The 18,706-nt window shown below is 72.0% G+C and carries 19 protein-coding genes; 5 read left to right on the plus strand and 14 right to left on the minus strand.

Annotated elements, in window-relative coordinates:
- Window positions 1-47: 47 nt before the first annotated feature.
- The 4 genes from B4V06_RS10130 to B4V06_RS10145 are packed head-to-tail and all read right to left on the minus strand — an operon-like array spanning window position 48 to window position 5,005.
- Window positions 48-1,874: a type II secretion system protein gene (locus tag B4V06_RS10130; RefSeq protein ID WP_498169602.1), complete on the minus strand. Its 1,827-nt coding sequence runs from the start codon at window positions 1,872-1,874 to the stop codon at window positions 48-50.
- Complete coding sequence (locus B4V06_RS10135) at window positions 1,871-3,796, minus strand: ATPase, T2SS/T4P/T4SS family (protein ID WP_498169605.1); 1,926 nt, start codon at window positions 3,794-3,796, stop codon at window positions 1,871-1,873. Before B4V06_RS10135 ends, B4V06_RS10130 begins: the two co-directional genes overlap by 4 nt.
- Window positions 3,797-3,829: 33 nt before the next feature.
- Window positions 3,830-4,312 carry a DUF7311 family protein gene (locus B4V06_RS10140; protein WP_123113751.1) on the minus strand — a complete coding sequence of 161 codons (483 nt, stop codon included), beginning with the start codon at window positions 4,310-4,312 and terminating at the stop codon, window positions 3,830-3,832.
- Window positions 4,313-4,372: 60 nt separating this feature from the next.
- Window positions 4,373-5,005 carry a DUF7310 family coiled-coil domain-containing protein gene (locus tag B4V06_RS10145; protein WP_498169608.1) on the minus strand — a complete coding sequence of 211 codons (633 nt, stop codon included), beginning with the start codon at window positions 5,003-5,005 and terminating at the stop codon, window positions 4,373-4,375.
- 75 nt (window positions 5,006-5,080) lie between these two features.
- Between B4V06_RS10145 and B4V06_RS10150 the strand changes: the two genes are divergently transcribed.
- Window positions 5,081-6,160, plus strand: a complete 1,080-nt coding sequence (locus tag B4V06_RS10150; RefSeq protein WP_123113753.1) for a tubulin/FtsZ family protein — start codon at window positions 5,081-5,083, stop codon at window positions 6,158-6,160.
- Between the two features lie 115 nt (window positions 6,161-6,275).
- Complete coding sequence (locus B4V06_RS10155) at window positions 6,276-6,974, plus strand: phosphoglycerol geranylgeranyltransferase (protein ID WP_123113754.1); 699 nt, start codon at window positions 6,276-6,278, stop codon at window positions 6,972-6,974.
- A 25-nt stretch (window positions 6,975-6,999) separates the two neighbouring features.
- Here B4V06_RS10155 and B4V06_RS10160 read toward each other — a convergent pair whose 3' ends face one another.
- A complete protein-coding gene (locus B4V06_RS10160; RefSeq protein WP_123113755.1) occupies window positions 7,000-7,617 on the minus strand; it encodes a riboflavin synthase in 618 nt (205 codons plus the stop codon).
- Window positions 7,618-7,744: 127 nt separating this feature from the next.
- On the opposite strand from B4V06_RS10160, the gene B4V06_RS10165 reads away from it, so the two are divergent.
- Window positions 7,745-8,017: a DUF7533 family protein gene (locus B4V06_RS10165; RefSeq protein ID WP_123113756.1), complete on the plus strand. Its 273-nt coding sequence runs from the start codon at window positions 7,745-7,747 to the stop codon at window positions 8,015-8,017.
- Between the two features lie 15 nt (window positions 8,018-8,032).
- Here the strand turns inward: B4V06_RS10165 and B4V06_RS10170 are convergent, their stop codons facing one another.
- The 6 genes from B4V06_RS10170 to B4V06_RS10195 all read right to left on the minus strand — a co-directional run bounded on the left by B4V06_RS10170 (window position 8,033) and on the right by B4V06_RS10195 (window position 13,731).
- Window positions 8,033-9,022, minus strand: a complete 990-nt coding sequence (locus B4V06_RS10170; RefSeq protein ID WP_498169613.1) for a BGTF surface domain-containing protein — start codon at window positions 9,020-9,022, stop codon at window positions 8,033-8,035.
- A 72-nt stretch (window positions 9,023-9,094) separates the two neighbouring features.
- Complete coding sequence (locus B4V06_RS10175; RefSeq protein ID WP_498169615.1) at window positions 9,095-10,423, minus strand: M24 family metallopeptidase; 1,329 nt, start codon at window positions 10,421-10,423, stop codon at window positions 9,095-9,097.
- On the minus strand, window positions 10,420-12,264 hold the full coding sequence (locus B4V06_RS10180) for a UvrD-helicase domain-containing protein (RefSeq protein WP_498169618.1): 1,845 nt from the start codon (window positions 12,262-12,264) through the stop codon (window positions 10,420-10,422). The genes B4V06_RS10175 and B4V06_RS10180 overlap by 4 nt, the downstream gene beginning before the upstream one ends.
- A 107-nt stretch (window positions 12,265-12,371) precedes the next feature.
- Window positions 12,372-12,530 carry a DUF7563 family protein gene (locus tag B4V06_RS10185; RefSeq protein ID WP_008002314.1) on the minus strand — a complete coding sequence of 53 codons (159 nt, stop codon included), beginning with the start codon at window positions 12,528-12,530 and terminating at the stop codon, window positions 12,372-12,374.
- 88 nt (window positions 12,531-12,618) lie between these two features.
- Entirely contained in the window at window positions 12,619-12,801 is a 183-nt protein-coding gene (locus tag B4V06_RS10190; protein WP_092565639.1) for an HVO_0416 family zinc finger protein, read from the minus strand.
- 387 nt (window positions 12,802-13,188) lie between these two features.
- Window positions 13,189-13,731, minus strand: a complete 543-nt coding sequence (locus tag B4V06_RS10195) for a CDP-2,3-bis-(O-geranylgeranyl)-sn-glycerol synthase (RefSeq protein WP_123113760.1) — start codon at window positions 13,729-13,731, stop codon at window positions 13,189-13,191.
- A gap of 142 nt (window positions 13,732-13,873) precedes the next feature.
- Here B4V06_RS10195 and B4V06_RS10200 point away from each other — a divergent pair, with 142 nt between their 5' ends.
- Window positions 13,874-14,713 (plus strand): proline dehydrogenase family protein, encoded by an 840-nt coding sequence (locus B4V06_RS10200; RefSeq protein WP_123113761.1) that lies wholly within the window; start codon window positions 13,874-13,876, stop codon window positions 14,711-14,713.
- A gap of 128 nt (window positions 14,714-14,841) precedes the next feature.
- Window positions 14,842-15,546, plus strand: a complete 705-nt coding sequence (locus B4V06_RS10205; protein ID WP_123113762.1) for a DUF502 domain-containing protein — start codon at window positions 14,842-14,844, stop codon at window positions 15,544-15,546.
- Window positions 15,547-15,645: 99 nt separating this feature from the next.
- On the opposite strand, the gene B4V06_RS10210 is transcribed toward B4V06_RS10205, so the two are convergent.
- The 3 genes from B4V06_RS10210 to B4V06_RS10220 all read right to left on the minus strand — a co-directional run bounded on the left by B4V06_RS10210 (window position 15,646) and on the right by B4V06_RS10220 (window position 18,667).
- Complete coding sequence (locus B4V06_RS10210) at window positions 15,646-16,575, minus strand: branched-chain amino acid transaminase (protein WP_498169625.1); 930 nt, start codon at window positions 16,573-16,575, stop codon at window positions 15,646-15,648.
- A gap of 548 nt (window positions 16,576-17,123) precedes the next feature.
- On the minus strand, window positions 17,124-17,888 hold the full coding sequence (gene ribB / locus B4V06_RS10215) for a 3,4-dihydroxy-2-butanone-4-phosphate synthase (protein WP_498169628.1): 765 nt from the start codon (window positions 17,886-17,888) through the stop codon (window positions 17,124-17,126).
- Window positions 17,888-18,667: a DUF120 domain-containing protein gene (locus B4V06_RS10220; protein ID WP_498169631.1), complete on the minus strand. Its 780-nt coding sequence runs from the start codon at window positions 18,665-18,667 to the stop codon at window positions 17,888-17,890. The genes ribB and B4V06_RS10220 overlap by 1 nt, the downstream gene beginning before the upstream one ends.
- Window positions 18,668-18,706: the final 39 nt, after the last annotated feature.

Here is an 18,706-nt window from a genome sequence, read left to right on the forward strand (position 1 = left end):
GCCGCGGCTTGGTATTTAAAACGTCGCCCGTGGACGCGAGTCGGCCGCTACAGCAGCGCCCCCGCCCCGGCGAACGCGACGAGGTACGTCGCCGTCGCGGTCGGCAGCGCGATCCCGACGCGGTAGGCCACCAGCGTCCGGTCGAAGCCCCGCTCGAGCCCGGTCGCCAGCGCGGTGAGCAGCGCCGCGAGGATCAGCACGTAGGTCCCGACGACCCGACCGAGCATCGGGACCGAGAGCGTTCCGGCCCCGCCCGATCCGCCGGCGGAACTCCCCGCCGTTTCGACCGCACCGGTCCCCTCGACGCCGGCGGTGCCGCCGCCGAGTCCGAGGGCGTCCGCACCGGCGGTCGCTCCGGCGTCCAGCCCGCCGACGTCGACGGTATCGATCCCCGTTGCGAGCGCGACCGTCGCGCCGCCGACGAGCGGCGCGAACACCGCGGCGGTGTTCGTCAGCGTGCTCGTCACAGTCGCCAGCTGGCGTCGTGCGTCGGTCTCCAGCGCCCGGAGCTCCTCCAGCTGATCGGCGAGTTCGAGGAGCACGTCGCCCGCCGGGCGGCCCTCCCGCGCGGCGACGGCGAGCAGGGCGACCGCCCCGCGGACCCGCGGCGACGGGACCGGGACGGCCGGGCCGCCTCGGCCGAGGAACGCCTCCCGCACGCTCACGCGGAGGGTTTCGCTTCGACGGCCCGAGCGCTCGAACAGCTCTCCGGTCGCGCCGTCGAGTCGCTCGCCGGCGTTCGCGATCGCCGTCTCGACGGCGACCCCCTCGGCCACGTCGCCGCCGATGACCGTCATGGCGTCGGGGAGCCCGCGTTCGACGTCGCGGATCTCCGAGAGCGCAGCACGCCGGTGTCGCACGCCGACGAGGAGCGCGGCCCCCGCTCCGACGCCGACGCCGGCCACGGGCGCGGCCCACCCGGCGACCAGCCGCGCGGCGAGCACGGCCGCGACGACTCCGGTGAGCACGCCGACCACGGCGGCGTGTCGCGCCCGCTCCGGCACGTCGGGGTGGTCGCCGTCGATCGACGGCGGCGCGAACGCGACCGGTCTGCGCGAGAGCAGCCACGCCGACGCGGCGAGCAGCCCGGCGGGGAGCACGCCGAGATACAGTCCGACGACGACGGCCGACCCAACCGGAACGCCGGACGCGGCCGCCGCGGGCAGCAGAGCGATCAGGGCCAGTGGGAGGAGCACTCCGAAGGCGTACAGCGCCGAGACCGGGCCGCGGACCTCGCCGACGAACGACGCGAGCCGGTCGGTCGTCCCGGCGATGGTCGCGTCGAGCGCGCGGTCCAGACAGCGTCCTCGCCGCTCCGCCGGCGCCGACGCGGCCGTTCGGACCAGCGCTGCGGCGCGGTCGATCGCCGGGAACCACGGCCGCCACTCGCGGGCGAACGAGCGGAGCCCGCTCGTCGGTCCGTCCGCGCTCCCCCGCTCGTGGCGCGCCAGCCCGTCGGCGAGCGGTCCGTCTCCGGTGCGGGCGGCGAACCGGACGGCGCGCTCCGCAGAGGGGTCCAGCCGCATCCGCAACACGAGGCGGCCGACGAGCCCGGGCGCGGCACCGAGCGCCCGCGTCCGTCGGAGTTCGGCGAGCCACACCGGCGCCCGATGGACAGCGTGCGTCGCCGCCAATCCCCCGGTGAGCCCGCCGAGCGCTCCCGGAACGGGACCGACGCCGACGGAGAGCGCGACGACACAGAGGAGACCGACACCGACCCCGACCCGGTGTCCGCGTTCGACGACCCGTTCGGCCGAGATCTCCCAGTCGAGGAACGCGATCGACCGTCGCAGCTCGGCCGACCCGGTCGCGCTGTCGCCGTCCGCCTCCCGACGCGCCGAGCCGTCGCCCGCGTCGTCGAGCGCCCTCGTCATTCGCCTTCACCGTCCGCGCTGACGGACTCGCTGTACCGCTCCGGACCCGTTCGCCCGGCGGCGACCGCTTCGCGGATCCGCTCGCCGCGTACCTCCGCGGCCGCCCTTGCCGCGGCGTACGATTCGTCGGTCTCCGCGAGACGCTCCACGAGCCGACTCTCGCCGCGGTCGATCCGTCCGGTCGGGGTCAACCCCTCGGCCGTGCGCTCGAACAGCGGGTCGAACGAGGCGCCGTCGCCGCGGGCGGTGACCTCGGCGATCGCGTCGACGCGGTGGTCGTCGAGCAGGACGATCAGGTCGGTCGCGGCGAACGACGACGGCGACACGCCGAGGTCGGAGACGACCCGTTCCCGGACGGCGGCCGGATCCTCTCCGTGGATCGTCCCCAGCACCGTCTCGCCGGTCGCGCCGACGCGCATCGCCTCGTAGAGCGCCTGCGCCTCCTCGCCGCGGACCTCGCCGACGACGATCGCACCGCCGCCGAGCCGGAGCGCGGTCCGGACCGCGTCGCTCGGCGACGGCTCCGCTCCGTCGCCGACGCGGAGCCGCTGCGCGTCTCGCCCGGCGGTCGCCAGGGCGCTCGCCGGGAGTTCGGGGGTGTCCTCTATCAGTATTGACCGGGTCTCCGCGGGGAGCTCCCACAGGAGCGCGCCGAGCGCGGTCGTCTTCCCCGCGCCCCGCCCGCCGGCCACGAGGCCGGTCACGCCCCGCTCGACGGCGACGGAGAGGAAACCGGCGGCCGCCGGCGTGAGCGTTCCCGCGTCGACGAGCCGCGCGAGGGTCCACGCGTCCGGGTCGCCGCGGCGGAAGGCGAACGAGAGCCCGTCGCTGGCGGGGTCCGTCGTCGCGGCGACGCGGACGCGCCCGGCGTCCGTCTCCAGCGTCGCGTCGAGCGTGGGGCTCGCCCGGGAGAAGCCGCGCCCGCTCGTCCGTCGGAGCCGGGAGGCGAGCGTGGCGGCCCCCTCGGGCGGGAGCCTGACGTTCGTCCGACACCGCTCGCCGTCGACGACGACGCGCAGCGGGTTCTCGGTCACCGGCGCCGACAGCGTCGCGTCGCTCACTCGGTCGTCCGCGAACACGTGCTCGAACGCGCCGTAGCCGCGCGTGTGTCGCCGGAGCACCTCGGCGAGCGTCGACACCGGATCGCCGTCCTCGGCCGCCGCTCGGGCCGCGCGACCGGGCGCCCTGTCGCCGCCGGTCGCCCCGTCGAGCAGCCGGCGCTTGGCGTCGTCGAGCCGCTCGACCGCCCCGTCGTCGAGCTCCCGGACCGGCGGCGTGAGGTGGTACGTCCGGAGCGGTCCAGCCCCCTCGTACAGCCGGACGATCGCGCCGGTGTCGAGCTCCCAGCGGTCGACGAGGGCGGCCTCCGGCGGCGGCGCGGTCGCGACCCGCGCGGCCGCGATCCGCGGCCCGGCGTGCGCCCGCAGCACGTCTCCGACCTCCTCGGCTCCCTCGACGACCGTCGATAACCCCGTCTCCGCGGCGATCCGGGCGGGCGGTCCCTCGCGTCCGGTCGCTTCCCGGGCGGCGCCGACCGGGTCGCGCAGCACGCGATCGGCGAGCCGCGTCTCGTGGAAGCCGACGCGCTCGCGGAACCGCCCCGCCGCGACCAGACACGCGGCGGCCCGCCCGGCGTAGGCCCGCTCCCGACCCCGATGGCGGGTCCTTATCACGTCGGCGTCGCGCTCGGACAGCGCCTCGACCGCGGTCGCCAGGCAGTCCGGGCTCTCGGCGAGGTCGCCGCGTCCGGGACACTCCTCGGCGTCGACGTCGAGCACGACCCGGTCGCCGACGCCGGTCCCGACGGGCTCCCGGAACGACGGCTCGCACCGACAGTCGCGCTCGTCGTCCGTCCACGGCAGCGCTCGCAGCGAGGGGTCGCCGTCGCCGATACGCGAAAGCGAAGGGATGTCGAGGTTCACGGCGGGCGTGCTCCCGGCATTATTTATAAACGCTCACCCGACTCTGGCGATCCGGACGGTCGGGCCGCCGTCGTCGACGAACCGGAGCGAAAGCCGGCTCTCGCCGCCCGGCCGGAGCGCGACCGCGCCCCCGTCGACGGCGACGGCGGATTCCACGCCTCCGGGGACGATCGGGACGGTCCGCTCGGGCCCGCCGCCGATCCGGTAGCGGAGCGCGACCTCCGTCTCCGTGGTGTCCGCCTCGCTGCCACCGTCGGTCTCCGCGAGCGCGACCCGGTCGATCGGCGCCGCGGCGAACCCGCTCGGGACGTCGACGGTCACCGTCGTCCGCGCGGCGAGCGCGGGGTCCGCGACGCTCACGGACCCGGAGACGAGGCCGCCGACGGCTCGCTCGACGCGGTCCGCCTCGGTGTCGAGGCGTTCGACGGTCGTCTCCGTCCGGGCGTCCTCCAAGGCCGGCATCGCCGTCGCGAGGAGGGCGACGGCGACGACGACGGTGAGGACGACGCGGATCACGGGTCGGCCGCCTCGCGGCTCGTCCGCGTCCCGGTCCGCGACCCCGCCGTACGGTCCGCCCTACAGGGACTCACGGAGTCGGTCCAGCGCCTCGTCTCGCCACGATCCGTCCGCCTCGTCGTCTCCCGCCGCGGAGTCCCAGTCGGTCGACGCTCGCGCGTCGTCTCGGCGGGCGTCGTCCGCCGGGACGGCGGCGTCGAGGGCCGCCTCGCTCGGTACCGCCTCGCCGGGGACGGCTCCCGCTGGGTCCTCGGCGGCGAGGGCGTTCTCGTCGGTGATGGTACCCTCGTCGGTGATGGCGGCCTCGTTCGGAAATTCGGCGTCTCCGACGGCGTCTCCGCCGCGACTCGCCCTCGCCAGCGCGAGATCGGCCCGCCGCTCGACTTCGCGGTTAACGGCTCGGACCGATCCCACGTATCCCCTGATCGCCTGCGTGGCGGCCTCCAGTTCCTCGACGCGCGATTCGAGGTCGGCCACGCGCGACGCCAGCGCGTCGCGTTCCGCCGCGGCCGCCGCGTCGTCGCCGAGGTCCGCGACGGTCGCGTCAGATCCCGTCAGGGCGCGCTCGACCGCGCGGAGGCGCTCGTCGATCCGGTCGGCGTCGCTTCCCTTGCTCGCTTCGCCGGACTCGGCCGGGGATCGGCGCTCTCCGCGCTCTCCCGTCCGACTGCCGTCGTCGGTGGCGTTCGACATGCCCGCGACTGGCCGCGATTCCGCATTTAAATCTCGGGGGAAAGCGTAATACGCCGGATTGGTTACTCTGCAGTCATGAAGACAGTCCTCCTCGGCGTCGGGCAGGCGGGCGGGAAGCTCGCGACCGCCCTCGCGCAGTTCGACGCCGACGCCGGCTACGGCGCGGTGCTGGACGCGCTCGCGGTCAACACGGCGGCGGCGGACCTCGACCCGCTCCCGCTCGACACGGTCCTCGTCGGCCAGTCGCGGGTGAACGGCCACGGCGTCGGCGGCGACAACGAACTCGGCGCCGAGGTAATGGACGAGGACGCGATCGAGGTGCTGGACGCGCTCGCGTCGAAGGTGACCGCGGAGGCCGAGGCGCTGTTCGTGGTCGCCGGGCTCGGCGGCGGCACCGGCTCGGGCGGCGCGCCGGTGCTCGTCCGGGAGCTGAGCCGGGTGTACGACGTGCCGGTGTACGCGGTCGGCATCCTCCCCGGCCGCGACGAGGGGGCGATGTACCAAGTGAACGCGGGGCGGTCGCTGAAGACGCTGGTGCGCGAGGCGGACGCGACGGTCCTGCTCGACAACGACGCGTGGCGCTCGTCGGGGGAGTCGGTGGAGGGCGGCTTCGCCGCGATCAACGAGTCGATGGCGCGACGCGTCGGCCTCCTCCTGGCCGCCGGCGAGTCGGTCGAGGGCGTCCCCGAGTCGGTCGTCGACACGAGCGAGGTGATCAACACGCTTCGGGCCGGCGGGATGGCGGCGGTCGGGTTCGCATCGGCGCCGGCTGCGGAGGACCCCGGGGAGAACGTCACGACCGTGACCAGCGCCGTCCGGAGCGCGGTGATGACGGGGATGTCGCTCCCGAACGCGACCGACGCCGACGCCGCCCTCGTCGCCGTCGCCGGCGACCCGGACCGCATCTCGCGGAAGGGCGCGGAGAAGGCGCGCAAGTGGGTACAGGAGGAGACGGGGTCGATGCAGGTACGCGGCGGCGACTTCCCGCTCGACTCCGACCGGATCGCGGCGCTCGTGCTGCTCGCCGGCGTCGAGCGCTCTCGCCGGATCGAGGCGTTCCTCGAACGCGCCCGGCAGGCCGTCCGCGACGAGCCGGCGGAGACGCCGGACCCCGCCGAGGCCTTCCGGAACGACGAGATCGACGACCTGCTCTGAGCAGCGCGTCGGCCACCTCGGCGCGTTGGCCGGAACGACGAGCGGGGCCGCTCGTCCGGGGAGCGGCGAGATAGCTTCCGCACCTTTTTGGTGCCGCCCGGTGGAGTCGTTCCCGATGAGCAACCCGTGGGACGACTGGGACCACGTGCTGAAGGTCGATCCCGACAAGGAACTGCGGGACGGCGAGACCTTCGAGGACGTCTGCCGCACCGGAACCGACGCGATCGAGATCGGCGGGACGCTCGACGTCACCGCGGAGAAGATGACGCGCGTCGTCGACGCCGCGGCCGAGTACGACGTCCCGCTGTACCAGGAACCGTCCAACCCGGGCGTCGTCATCGACTCGCCCGCGCTCGACGGCTACCTTATCCCGACGGTGTTCAACGCCGGCGGGCCGTTCTGGATCACGGGCGCGCACAAGGAGTGGGTCCGCATCGACGACCTCGACTGGGAGCGGACCCACACGGAGGCGTACATCGTCCTCAACCCCGACGCCGCGGTCGCGCAGCTGACGGACGCGAACTGCGATCTGGCGGCCGACGACGTCGGGGCCTACGCGAAGGTCGCCGAGCGGATGTTCGGCCAAGAGATCGTCTACATCGAGTACTCGGGTACCTTCGGCGACACGGAAAAGGTCGCGGCCGCCCACGACGCGCTCGACGACGCCACCCTCTTCTACGGCGGCGGAATCTCAGACTACGAGTCCGCGAACGAGATGGCCGCCCACAGCGACGTGATCGTCGTCGGCGACCTGCTCCACGACGAGGGGGTCGACGCGGTGCGAGAGACAGTGAAGGGCGCGAAGGACGCCTGAGACGGTCGGAAACCCGGGAAACGGACTACTCCCCGTAACCGTCCACCATGTTCTCGACGTACTTCGCGATCACGTCGACCTCCAGGTGGACCGGGTCGCCGACCGACTTCTCCGAGAGCGTCGTGAGCTCGTAGGTCGTCGGGATGACCGCCACGTCGAACTCTCCGTCGCGCTTCTCGGCGACCGTCAGGGAGATCCCGTCGAGCGTCACCGACCCCTTGTCGACGAGGTAGTCGGCGTGGCCCTCGGGGATCGCGAACGCGAACCGCCAGTCCTCGCCGACGCGCTCGATCCCCGTCACCTCGGCGACGGTGTCGACGTGCCCCTGTACGACGTGGCCGTCGAACCGGCCGTCCGCCGGCATCGCGCGCTCGACGTTGACCGGGTCCCCCTCGGCGACGTCGCCGAGGTACGTCTTCGCGACCGTCTCGCTCGCGAGGAACACCTCGAACCAGCCGCCGTCGGCGGCCTCCCCGTCGTCGGCCGCGTACTCCTCGACGGTCAGACAGACGCCGCTGACGCTTATCGACTGGCCGTGGTGGAGGTCGTCGAACCCCTCGACGCCGATCCGAAGCCGGAGCCCGTCCGCGGTCTCGGTCCGCTCGCGGACCGCGCCGGTACCCTCGACGATGCCGGTGAACATACCGGATCTGCGCGCGCGCGACACATATCGGTTCGGTGTTCGGGCGGGAGCCTCGGTCGAGTGTCGCCGCCGTATCCGTTGGTCGCCGCCGCGTCCCTTTTGAACGCCGGGCGCCAATCCGCTCCTAATGAATCTCGGGCTGATGGACATGATCGGGTTGGCGGCGTCGCTCGTGTTCGCGCTGCCGCTCGCGAACTACGCCGTCATCCGGCTGTTCGCCGGCGAGGTCGCGCTCGGCGCCGGGCTGCTCGTCGTCGCCGCCGCGATGGTCGTGCTCCCGCAGTACTTCCTCGATCCGGGTCGGATCCTCCGCGGGCTGGTCTCGGGGCTGCTCCCGCGACAGCTCCGGCGAGAGGACGACGCCGCCGCCGGCTCCGAAGGGGAGTCGATCGAGAAGTAGCCCGGTCCGGCCTCCTCACTCCCGCCGCCGGGCGGCGAGCGCGACGACGAGAACCGCGAGTCCGCCGGCGACGACTCCGAACCCGGGGGTCTCGACGTCGAGGCCGCCGCTTCCCTCGACGCCGATCTCCTCGTCGACGACGAGTACCTCGCGGGAGTCCGACTCGTTGACGGCTTCGTTCCCGCGGACGGTCAGTGTCGCGCGGTCCCCGTGGGCCGCCCGGCTCAGGTCGAACGTCGCGCTCGCCGTCCCGTTCTCGACGGTCGTCTCCTCCGTCATGAGGAAGGCCGGGCTCGCGTCTCCGGCCGAGCGGATCCGGAGGCTCACGGTCTCGCCGTCGTCGGCTTCCACCGGAACGCTCACCTCGGTCTCCGCCGGCTCGACGACGAGGTCGGCCTCCTCGACGTCAGCCTCGGTGACGGTGGCTGGCTCGGCCGACCCTCCGTCGCTTCCGTCTGCGTCGTCTCCGTCGCTTCCGCTCTCCCCGCCCGTTGCGTCTTCGACGACGAGGGTACCGACGTCGACGGTGTCGCCGCCGACGAGCACCTCCGCGTCGTAGCTACCGGGAGCGATCTCCCCGCTGAGAGAGGTCTCGTAGTCGGTCTCGACTTCGGCGCCGCCCTCGGCCGTCAGCGGGGCGCCGTCCCCGCCCGTCTCGGCGTGGTCGAAGACGAGGGTCGCGACGCCGTCGTCCGCGGGTGTCACCGTCGCGCGGAGCTCGTATCCGGTCTCGTCCTCGTCGCCGACGGCGATCTCGAACGCGTCGACGCCGTCGGTTTCGACGGGAATCTCGGCGGTTCCGTCCTCGCTCACGGTGACGACGTCCGCGTCGAGATCGGCGGTCCCGTCGGCGGCAACGGTGCCGGCCCCGACGAGCGAGACGCCGACGACCGCGATCGCGGCCGCGAGGAGCGCCGCGGCCGCCGGAACTCCCTTCGTCACGATACGTCCGATCGGTTCGCGCTCGTCGCTGTCGTCGACTGCGGTGGAGGGCTCGGATCGCATGCGGGTCGACCTTCGACCGGTACTCAAAAAGAGACGCCGATAGCTCAAACAGCGGTCGTAGCTATCTCCCGGTCACCCGCGCTCTTCGGGAACGATCCCGAACGGGTACTCCGCCAGTAGCTCGTACCCGTCGTCGGTGACGACGACGAGGTCCTCCAGGCGGACGCCGCCGACGTCCGGGTCGTAGACGCCGGGTTCGACCGTCACGACGTGGCCCGGCCGCAGCTCGCCGGCGCCCGTCAACGACGGCGGCTCGTGGAGGCTCACGCCCACGCCGTGGCCGGCGCCGTGCGTGAATCCCGTCTCTCCCTCGCCGGCGTTCGGATCGAACCCGTAGGCGGCCAGCTCCGCGGCCGCCTCGCCGTGGACGGTCTTGGCGGGCACGCCCGGTTCGACCTCCGCGAGCGCGGCCTCGCGGGCGGCCTCGACCGCGACGTACGCCCGGCGCGCCCACCCGCCGTCGCCGTCGACGACGAACGTCCGGGTCATGTCGCCGCGGTAGCCGTCCGGGCCGCGCGGCGAGACGTCCAGCAGTACCGTCTCGCCCGGCCGGATCGGGTCGTCGCCGACGAAGTGGAGGTCCGCGGCCGACGGGCCGGCGCCGATCACGGTGTCGCCGGCGTCGCGGACGCCTCGGGCGGCGAGGGCCGCGTTCACCTCGCGGCGGAGCCGCTCGGTCGTCAGGGGTGCGCCCTCCCAGCGGACGATCGGGCGCCCCGCCCCGTCCTCGGCGACCCCGCTCGCCGCCAGCACGGTCTCGGCGCGGGCCATCCCCGCCGCCGTCGCGCGTTGCACGCGGCGGAGGCGGTCGAGCTCGGCGTCGGCCTTCCGGGCCCGCGCCGTCGTCACCGCGTCCGTCGACGCGAGCTCGTTGCCGTCGCGCTCGAGGTAGACGGCGGCGTCGTGGGGGATCGACGGCGGGACGAGGAGCACGGGATCGGCGTGGCTGTCGGACTCACCGAGCAGCGCCGCGACCGTCGCGGCCGCGCGCTCCCCGGCGTGGTCGCCGACGTTCTCGGTCCGTACCTCGCGGGCGACGCCGTCGTGGAATTCGCGGTCGCGGTCGCTGCCGGCGTGCTTCTCACCCCCGCTTCGGACATGTGCGCCCGCGACGAACTCTCGCTCGGCCTGTTCGGCAAACAGCGCGGGGGCACAGCAGACGGCGCGGCCGGTCGCGTCGTCGCCGTCGCTGGCCGGGACCACGACCAGCGCGTACGCCCGGTCGGGGCCGGCGAAGCGCGTGAGGTACCGCAGGTCGTCGTCGAAGCGGTCGCCGACCGCGACGAACGCGTCGGCGTCGGCGGCCTCGACCGCTTCGACGACCGGCGTGAGATCGGTCCGGAGGTGGCGCAGGGAGGGGGCGCTCCCGTCGAGCCCGCCGTCGCCGCTCCCGTCGCTCACGGCTCCGGTTCGGGGACCGCCAGCTCGGCCTGGGCCTCCTCGACGAGCTCCTCGGGGGTCTCGTCGCGGAGCTCGTTGAACAGCAGGACGCTGATCGGGAGCGTCGGCGCGCCGCTTATCAGGCTCTCCATGATCACGAGCCGCTCGCGGGCGCGGGACATCCCGACGTAGAACACCCGGCGCTCGTTGTCGGTGAGGACGGGGACGGGGCTCGTCGACTTCGTGAACTCCTCGACGCCGTCGACGTCGGTCGGGTCCTCGATGGAGGCCGCCATCTGCTCGACGACCTTCTCGGTGAGGTCGGTCGCGACGAACACGTGGTCGGCCTCGCGGCCCTTCGCGGAGTGGATGGTGCCGACGCGGACGCGGGTCGGGTCCATCCCCTCGTAGTCGCCGTCGAAGTACGCGCCCATCGACTTCCGCTGGAAGCTCGTCACTTTCCGGACCATGTCGTCGGCGCTCGCGGTGTCCGGCATAAAGGGAATGTGCTCGTCGAGCTCGTCGGCCGTCACCTCGATCAGGGAGACGTCGTCGGCGTCGGCCGCCTCCTCGCGGTCGTCGAGGAAGTCGTAGAACTCGTCGCGGTCGTGGGTCCCGAACGCCGAGTCCTGGAGCATGTCGGCGAGGCGCCGGGCCTCCAGCCCGTTCACCGGGTCGCCGGCCTCCGCCTTCTCGATGGCGCTGACGTAGTCCTGCACGCGGTCGGTCCACATCCGGCCGTCGGTCAGCATCGTGAACGGGATCCCGTGGTCGATGAACTCGTCGATGAAGTCGAACATCTGGTAGCGGGCGCGGAACAGGCACATGATGTCGCCCTCGTCGTCCTCGACGGTGTACCGGACGTTCCGGACGAGCTCGATCATCGACGGCGACTGGATCGCCTCGACGGTGCCGCCCTCCTTGCGCGGGTGGAGGTCCTTCTCCTGGCGCTTGTCGATGTGGCGGATCTCCGCGTTGACGACGTTGAGGATCTCGGAGGGGAGCCGGTAGGAGTTCGGGAGCACCACGTCCTCGTCGACGTCGGTATCGAGGAGGAGGTCGGGGTCGGCGCCCTGCCACGCGTAGACGACCTGGTCGTCGTCGCCGGCGATGAGCACCTTCTCCATGTGCGGGCGCCACTCCTCGAAGACGTTGTACTGCAGCGTCGTGATGTCCTGGAACTCGTCGATGATCAGGTAGTCGACGTTGGGGACGAGCGAGCGCTGCGCGACCCGTTCGAGCATGTCGGCGAAGCCGACGAGGTCGTTGTCGCCCTTGTAGCCGCGCCACGCGCGGATCGTCTCCGGGATGTCGATCCGGTCGTCGTCGGAGGGCCACGTCGGGGTGTACTTGTTCCCCTGCTGGGCGTTGGGGTCCTCCTCGGGGGGCAGCCGGACCTCCTCGACGTTCCACTGGAAGGGGACGTCGTACCAGTCGGCGACGTCGCGCTCGGTGCGCTGGAGCCACTGTGAGGTGGCGATGATCTTGTTGCCGATCGTCGTCGACCGGGCGGTCCGGCGGCCGGCGCCGCCGTGCTGGTCCTCGAACTCGATGCCGTACTCCTCGCAGAACGCCTCCTTGTCGTCGTCGCCCACGACGTCGCCTCGGGAGAGGTCGAGCAGCTCGTACGCCTTCGCGTGCATGGTGCTGACGTTCCCCTGGAGGCTGCGCGGGGAGACGTCGAGCCGCTCCGCGAGGCGCTCGCGGATCTCGGCGGCGGCCGCGCGCGTGTACGAGACGACGAGCACGTCGCGGACGTCGGCGTCGTCGTCTTCGAGGATCCCTTCGACGCGATCGAGTAGCGCCGTGGTCTTCCCGCTGCCCGGACCGCCGAACAGTCGCGTCACCGTGGGCTCGGTCATTATTTATCCCTGGTCCCGGTTCTCCTTAAACGCGGTGACTCGGGGCCGCTCTGGAGGGAACGCTCCGATCGGGTCGGCGGTCCCGCTTCGATCGATGCCTCGGCCGATCAGTTGCTGCGCGTCGCGCGCGCTTCCCGGACGTCGGCGCCGTCGCGGACGAGGTCCTCGCAGGCGGGGCAGACGCGAGGACGGTCGACCTCGTTCGGGGTGAACACCCGAACGTAATCAGTCGTGACGAACGAGCCGCAGTTCTGGCAGGTCGGCATAGTCGACTGTATCGATTGATCACACATAATACTGCCGCCAAACGTAATCGAAAGAAAACAGCTAACCGCCCGTGCGCCGTCGTCGGCGTCAGGTCGGGCGCCAGTCGCAGACGTCACACCGCGCCGTTCCCTCGGGGTGGAGTGCACCACACTCCGGACACTGAAGCTTGTTATAGGACCGCTCCCAGCGTACGATCTCGGTCTCGTGGCCGCGATCGGACAGGAACTCGTCGAGCACATCGTCGTCCGAGCTGGGTGCACTACTAGACATGCATGCTAATGAATGGCACGCGAGTATAAATATCTTCCCACCGTTCCCGTCGAATAGCGATCTCACCTACGGACGATCGGTTGTTCTGTCTGAAAGGTCACGAAACTCACACTCCTGCGGCATTCGTGAGTGGGTTGTGGCCGAGTCACACGATACGGCGCAAAATAACGCGGCGAGCAGTCGAATCAGACCTCGGGCGACAGGAGGCAGGAGGTGACAGCCGAGTTGTCGTCGACACCAACCGTCGGTCGGCCGGTCACCGCGGGGCGGTCCCCGCAGCGATCGACCGTTTCTCACGGCCACCGCGGGGCGGTTCCGGCGGTGACCGAACCGGCTCCCGCGGTCACTACGGAGTAGTTCTGACGTCGATCGTATCGGTTCCCGCGCCTACCACGGCTCGTTCTTCAGTCCGAGGGCGTAGGCGCCGGCGTTCGTGACCACGTGGAGGACGGGCGTCATCGCGAGGACGACGACGAGGACCGACGGCGTGAACGTCGCCAGCGCCCAGTCGGTGTCGACGACGAAGACGGCCAACAGGGCGCCGACGACGAAGTCGAGCTGGTCGAGCCCCGGGAACGCGGCGCCGCGCTCGCGGCCGGAGCGGCGCTTGAGGAAGGAGGCGCCGATGTCGCCGCACATCGCGCCGAACGCGAGCGCGACCGCCGCGGGGAGCGCGAACGTCGGGAGCTCGACGCCGAGGGCGGCGCTCGCGGGGTCGTTGACCGCGTTGAGCGCGAGCGCGAGGACGACGCCCACGAGGGTGCCGACCGCCGTGCCGCGCCACGTCTTCCCGTCGCCGAGCAGCCGCGCCCCGCGCCACTCGCGCCCGCCGTCGATGGGGCGGCCGCCCCCGGCGAGCACCGCGGCGTTGTTGGGCACGTACGCGGGCACCATCGCCCAGAACGCCGTCGCGACGAGCGAACCGATCATACGCGGTCCACTCCCGTCGGGGGGATATAAACCACGATCCGTTTCGCTCGCTGTCCGGCTCGCCCGGCGGTCGGCCCCGCCGGCGACCCCCGAGACCGCCCGCTTCGACAACAGTGAAGTCTCTGCCACCCTCATCGCCGGTATGATCCCTCCGATCGCGCGACGGTTCGTCGCCGGCGAGAGCGTCCCGGTGGCCCTCGACCACGTCCGAGCGTCCAACGAGGACGGGATCGCCGTCGCCGTCAACCTGCTCGGCGAGCACTACGACGACCCCGCCGACGCCCGCGCCGACGTCGACGCGTACCTCGGGCTGCTGGACGACATCGCCGACAGCGGCCTCGACGCCTGCGTCTCGGTGAAACCCTCCCAGATCGGCCTCGACGTGTCGCCGGAGCTGTTCGAGGAGCACTACCGCGAGATCGTCGCCCGCGCCCACGAGCTCGATGCCTTCGTCTGGTGTGACATGGAAGACGCCGACACCACCGACGCCACCCTCGACGCGTTCGAGTCGATCGCCGCGGAGTACCCGTGGAGCGTCGGGCAGTGCGTCCAGTCGAACCTCAAGCGCACCCGCGACGACCTCGAGCGCCTCGTCGACGTCCCCGGGAAGATCCGGCTCGTGAAGGGGGCGTACGACGAGCCGGCCTCGATCGCGTATCAGGAGCGGTCGCGCGTCGACGAGGCGTACCGCGAGGACCTCCGGTTCCTCTTCGATCGCCGGGACCGGGGGGTCGCCGTCGGCAGCCACGACCCGGCGATGATCTCGCTGGCGAACCGGCTGGCGACCGACCGCGGCGCCGACTACGAGGTCCAGATGCTGATGGGCGTGCGGGAGGACGCCCAGCGCGACCTCGCCGCGCAGGGCGTCGACGTGGTCCAGTACGCGCCGTACGGCGACCGGTGGCTCTCGTACTTCTACCGGCGCGTCCGCGAGCGCAGACAGAATCTGACGTTCGCCCTCCGGGCGGTCGCGGGCCGGTGACCGGGGTCGTCGGTGGCGACGCGCGGTCCGGACCGGTGACGACCCCCCACGCGCCGGCGACGGGCCACCGAGGTCGCCCGACGCGTAGAAGCCCTCTTAACGATCGCCGCCACATACTAACTCGATAGATGTCCACGTGGAAACGCGACTTCGCCAGCGGGCTCATCGTGTTGGCGCCCCTCCTAGTCCTCCTCTTAGTCCTCCAGTGGATCTACCAGTACATCGCCTCGATCCCGCTCATCGAAGGGCTCCAGCCGGCGATCATCCCGGCCCCGCTGGAGCCGATCTCCCGCGTGATCATCGCGCTCGCGGTGTTCGCCACCGTCGTCCTCGCTGTCGGCTACTTCATGCGGACGACGTTCGGCCGGCTGGCGGAGTCCGCCGTCGACGGCGCGATCAACCGGATCCCGGCGCTGCGCGTGGTGTACAACGCCTCCAAGCTCGCGATCGAGACGGCCGTCTCCGGGACGGACGAGCTCCAGAGCCCCGTCTACATCGAGACGTGGCCGGGGATCCGCATGACGGCGTTCCGGACCGGCAAGAAGACCCGCGACGGGAAGGTCGTCCTGTTCATGCCGACGGCGCCGAACATCACCACCGGCTTCGTCATCGAGGTCGAGCCGGAGCGCATCGAGGAGACCGGCGAGACGGTCGAGGAGGGGATGACCCGCGTCCTCTCGGCCGGCTTCGCCGAGTCGGCCCACCAGGTCCCCGTGCAGGAGGAGCGCCCGCCCGAGGGGACCGCGGGAGAGCCGGGCGGCGTCGGCGGCGTCCGCACCGACGGCACGCCCGGAGAGACGGACCGTCCCTCGGCGGACGGCGGCAACGACTGACGCGGCGCGCGAGGGGACCTCGATCGGAGTGTCGCGAGGACGTATTTAAAAAAAAAACGACGGCGGCGCGCTTCGTCGATCAGGGGCGCGGCGGACTCGTTATAGGTAGGTGAACCACTCGTCGTGGTCGTCCGTCCGGCGCTCGACCAGGTCGAAGAAGGCGCTCTGCAGCTCCTCGGTGACCGGGCCGCGGGTGCCGGCGCCGATCTCGGTGTCGTCGACGGAGCGGATCGGGGTGACCTCGGCCGCGGAGCCGGTGAAGAACAGCTCGTCGGCGGTGTACAGCTGCCCGCGCGAGATGACGGCCTCGTCGTGGACCTCGTAGCCGCGCTCCTCCGCCAGTTCGATGACGGTGTCGCGGGTGATCCCCTCGAGGATCGACTGGGCCGGCCCGGTGGTGTAGATCTCGCCGTCGTTCACCATGAAGACGTTCTCGCCCGGCCCCTCGGCGACGTTCCCCTCCTTGTTGAGGACGATGGCCTCGACGTAGCCGTTCCGGCGGGCCTCCTCGCCCGCGAGCATGGAGTTGACGTAGAGGCCGGTGGTCTTGACGTTCGTCGGCACCTGCGAGGAGGCGTGCTTCCGCCACGAGGAGACCATCACGTCGACGCCCTCTTCGAGGGCCTCCTCGCCGAGGTACGCGCCCCACGGCCACGCCGCGAGCACGAGGTCGGTCGGGCAGTCCTTCGGCGAGACGCCGAGCGAGTCGTAGCCGTAGTAGGCGATCGGGCGGATGTACGCGGAGTCGAGGTCCTGCCGGTCGAGGAGTTCGAGGGTGGCCTCGGTGATCTCCTCGCGGGAGTGCTCGATGTCCATGTCGTACATCTTCGCGGAGTCGAACAGCCGGTCGAGGTGCTCCTCCCACCGGAACACCGCCGGGCCCCGTTCCGTGTCGTAACAGCGGACGCCTTCGAACACGCCGCTCCCGTAGTGGAGCGCGTGGGTCAGAACGTGGGTCGTCGCGTCCTCCCAGTCGAGGAACTCCCCGTTCTTCCAGATCGTGTCGACGTCCATCTCGTCGAATCCCATGGTCGGAGGTTGCGGCCGTCGGTCTTAAATCTGCGACATGCGGAGAACGCGACTATTACGAGTCAACTGCTGCTGGAATCCTAGCCGTTCATTTATAACTGGATGACTGTAGACCGCCGGTGAACGCCTCCACAGAGCTCGTTGCTCGCTTATAACTGATTGATCGCGGAACGACGGTGAACCACTCCGAAGCCCCGGGCGCGAGGACGGCGCACGCTCGCTGCGGTCCTCAGTCGGTCGCTCACTTCGTTCGCTCCCTCCCTGCGGTCCTTTCGTCGTCATCAGAACGCGAAGCGTTCTGATTGGCTCACGAGAGCTTTGCTCTCGTGAACGCCTGCGCCGTCCTCGCGCCCGCCCCTTCGAGTCCCGCCCCACCGCACAGCACCGCACCTCACGCCTCCCCAGCCTCGTCGCTCACTTCGTCGCCGGCGCTTCGCGCCGGCTGCTCGTGGCGCTACGTGCCACGCCGTTCGCGACTCCCTCGCACGCGCCCCTCACGGCCGCCGGAGGCGGCCGTTCGGCGGCGCGCGCCGACAGCCCCCGGATCGTTATTTAAGCGCCTCGACGAGCGCGGCGCCCTCGACGTACGGGATCCCGCGCCGGCGGGCGTACGCCTCGGCGTCCGCGGGCGTCAGCGCCGCGCCCGTCTCGTCGTCGAGCATCTCGCAGACCACGGCGGCGGGGGCGGCGCCCACCGTCTCGGCCATCGCGAGGCCGAGCTCCGTGTGGCCGGTCCGGCCCTCCAGGCCGTCCCGGTCGCCCCGGAGCACGTGGACGTGGCCGGGCGCGCGGAACTCCGCCGCGAAGTCCTCGGGGCCGTACCCCGCGGGGTCGGCGTCGACGGCGGCGGCCGCGCCCGCGAGCTCGACGATCGTGCGGGCGCGGTCCTCGTCGGTGATCCCGGTGAACGTCTCGCGGTGGTTCACGGGAAGCGAGAACGAGGAGCGGTCGTCGTAGTCGGGGTCGTCGTCGACCGCGGGGTGGTCGAGCGCGTCCGCGAGGAACGGGAGCCCGAACGCGTCCGCGACGGGGTCCCCGACCGCGACGCAGATCAGCCCGCCGGCGTCGTTGCGCATGTGCGCGACGGCCGACTCGTCGACGGCGCCGGCCGGGTAGACGATGTCCGTCTCGCCCTCGCGGTCGGCGAAGTCGTGGACGCAGACCGGGTCGCCGGCGCGGAAGGCGTCGAGCGCGCGCGCCACCGACTCGGCCGCGTCGGTCGTCTCTCGGTCGGATCCCGCGTCGGCGGCCGCGCCGGCCTCGGCGTCGGGGGCGACCTCCGCGTCGCCGTCCGCGTCGACGTCGGTCCGCATCAGGCCACCTCCGTCCCGGGGGCGTCGCGGTCGCTCGCGTCCCCCTCCGCGTCGTCCTCGCCGGGCCGGTCCGCCCGGCTCGTCGCGGCCACGCGGACCTCGACCTCGTCGCCGTCGTCGAGCGCGAGCTCGTCGCGGAGGCGGTCGGGCGCGATCAGCTCCAGCTGGTCGTCGTCGTGGTGGGTCCGGTCGGGGACGATCGCGTGGACCTCCTCGTAGCGCTCGTCGCCGGCGACGAGGGTGACGCCGTAACACGAGGCCGCGCCGTAGGTCCGGTCCTCGTCCTCCCACGCGTCGATGGGCACGGCGTCGATGCCGGCCATCTCGCCGCGCCGCCGGACGCTCTCCTCGGTCAGGTCGACGTTGAGCGTGCCCGGGAACGGCTCGTAGCCGAGCCGCGACCGGAACTGCTCGGCGTAGCCGGGCAGGGTGATGTAGTGGCGTCCCTCGCCCATCCCGCCGGTGACGGCGCCGCGGAGGACGAGCTCGACGTCGCTCTCGAACAGGCGGCGGTAGTCGGCGTACTCGGCGCGGAGGGCCGCCTCGCCCGCGTCGGTGACGCGCACCCACTGGCCGTCGCCGACCACGTCGCGCTCGATGTAGCCCGCGGATTCGAGGGTCTGCAGCCGCCGCGAGGCGGTCTGTGTCGAGGCGTCGAGCCGGTCGCCCAGGGCCGCGCACGACACCTTCGTCTCGGTCAGGCCGCCGACGAGCCCGACGTGTTTCAGGGCCGCGATCGCGGCCGGGTCGGGGTCCGTCGTCGCCGTCGCTTCTGCCATGTCCGGATCTGAGTCGCGCGCACGCAAAAGTGTAACGAA

Source organism: Halorubrum sp. B53 (assembly GCF_059752395.1).

Bases quoted from the DNA above. Each gene is read 5' to 3' on its own strand.
- B4V06_RS10130 (WP_498169602.1), bottom strand. From the start codon at position 1,874: ATGACGAGGGCGCTCGACGACGCGGGCGACGGCTCGGCGCGTCGGGAG.
- B4V06_RS10145 (WP_498169608.1), bottom strand. From the start codon at position 5,005: ATGTCGAACGCCACCGACGACGGCAGTCGGACGGGAGAGCGCGGAGAG.
- B4V06_RS10150 (WP_123113753.1), top strand. From the start codon at position 5,081: ATGAAGACAGTCCTCCTCGGCGTCGGGCAGGCGGGCGGGAAGCTCGCG.
- B4V06_RS10155 (WP_123113754.1), top strand. From the start codon at position 6,276: ATGAGCAACCCGTGGGACGACTGGGACCACGTGCTGAAGGTCGATCCC.
- B4V06_RS10160 (WP_123113755.1), bottom strand. From the start codon at position 7,617: ATGTTCACCGGCATCGTCGAGGGTACCGGCGCGGTCCGCGAGCGGACC.
- B4V06_RS10165 (WP_123113756.1), top strand. From the start codon at position 7,745: ATGAATCTCGGGCTGATGGACATGATCGGGTTGGCGGCGTCGCTCGTG.
- B4V06_RS10170 (WP_498169613.1), bottom strand. From the start codon at position 9,022: ATGCGATCCGAGCCCTCCACCGCAGTCGACGACAGCGACGAGCGCGAA.
- B4V06_RS10180 (WP_498169618.1), bottom strand. From the start codon at position 12,264: ATGACCGAGCCCACGGTGACGCGACTGTTCGGCGGTCCGGGCAGCGGG.
- B4V06_RS10185 (WP_008002314.1), bottom strand. From the start codon at position 12,530: ATGCCGACCTGCCAGAACTGCGGCTCGTTCGTCACGACTGATTACGTT.
- B4V06_RS10190 (WP_092565639.1), bottom strand. From the start codon at position 12,801: ATGTCTAGTAGTGCACCCAGCTCGGACGACGATGTGCTCGACGAGTTC.
- B4V06_RS10195 (WP_123113760.1), bottom strand. From the start codon at position 13,731: ATGATCGGTTCGCTCGTCGCGACGGCGTTCTGGGCGATGGTGCCCGCG.
- B4V06_RS10200 (WP_123113761.1), top strand. From the start codon at position 13,874: ATGATCCCTCCGATCGCGCGACGGTTCGTCGCCGGCGAGAGCGTCCCG.
- B4V06_RS10205 (WP_123113762.1), top strand. From the start codon at position 14,842: ATGTCCACGTGGAAACGCGACTTCGCCAGCGGGCTCATCGTGTTGGCG.
- B4V06_RS10210 (WP_498169625.1), bottom strand. From the start codon at position 16,575: ATGGGATTCGACGAGATGGACGTCGACACGATCTGGAAGAACGGGGAG.
- ribB (WP_498169628.1), bottom strand. From the start codon at position 17,888: ATGCGGACCGACGTCGACGCGGACGGCGACGCGGAGGTCGCCCCCGAC.
- B4V06_RS10220 (WP_498169631.1), bottom strand. From the start codon at position 18,667: ATGGCAGAAGCGACGGCGACGACGGACCCCGACCCGGCCGCGATCGCG.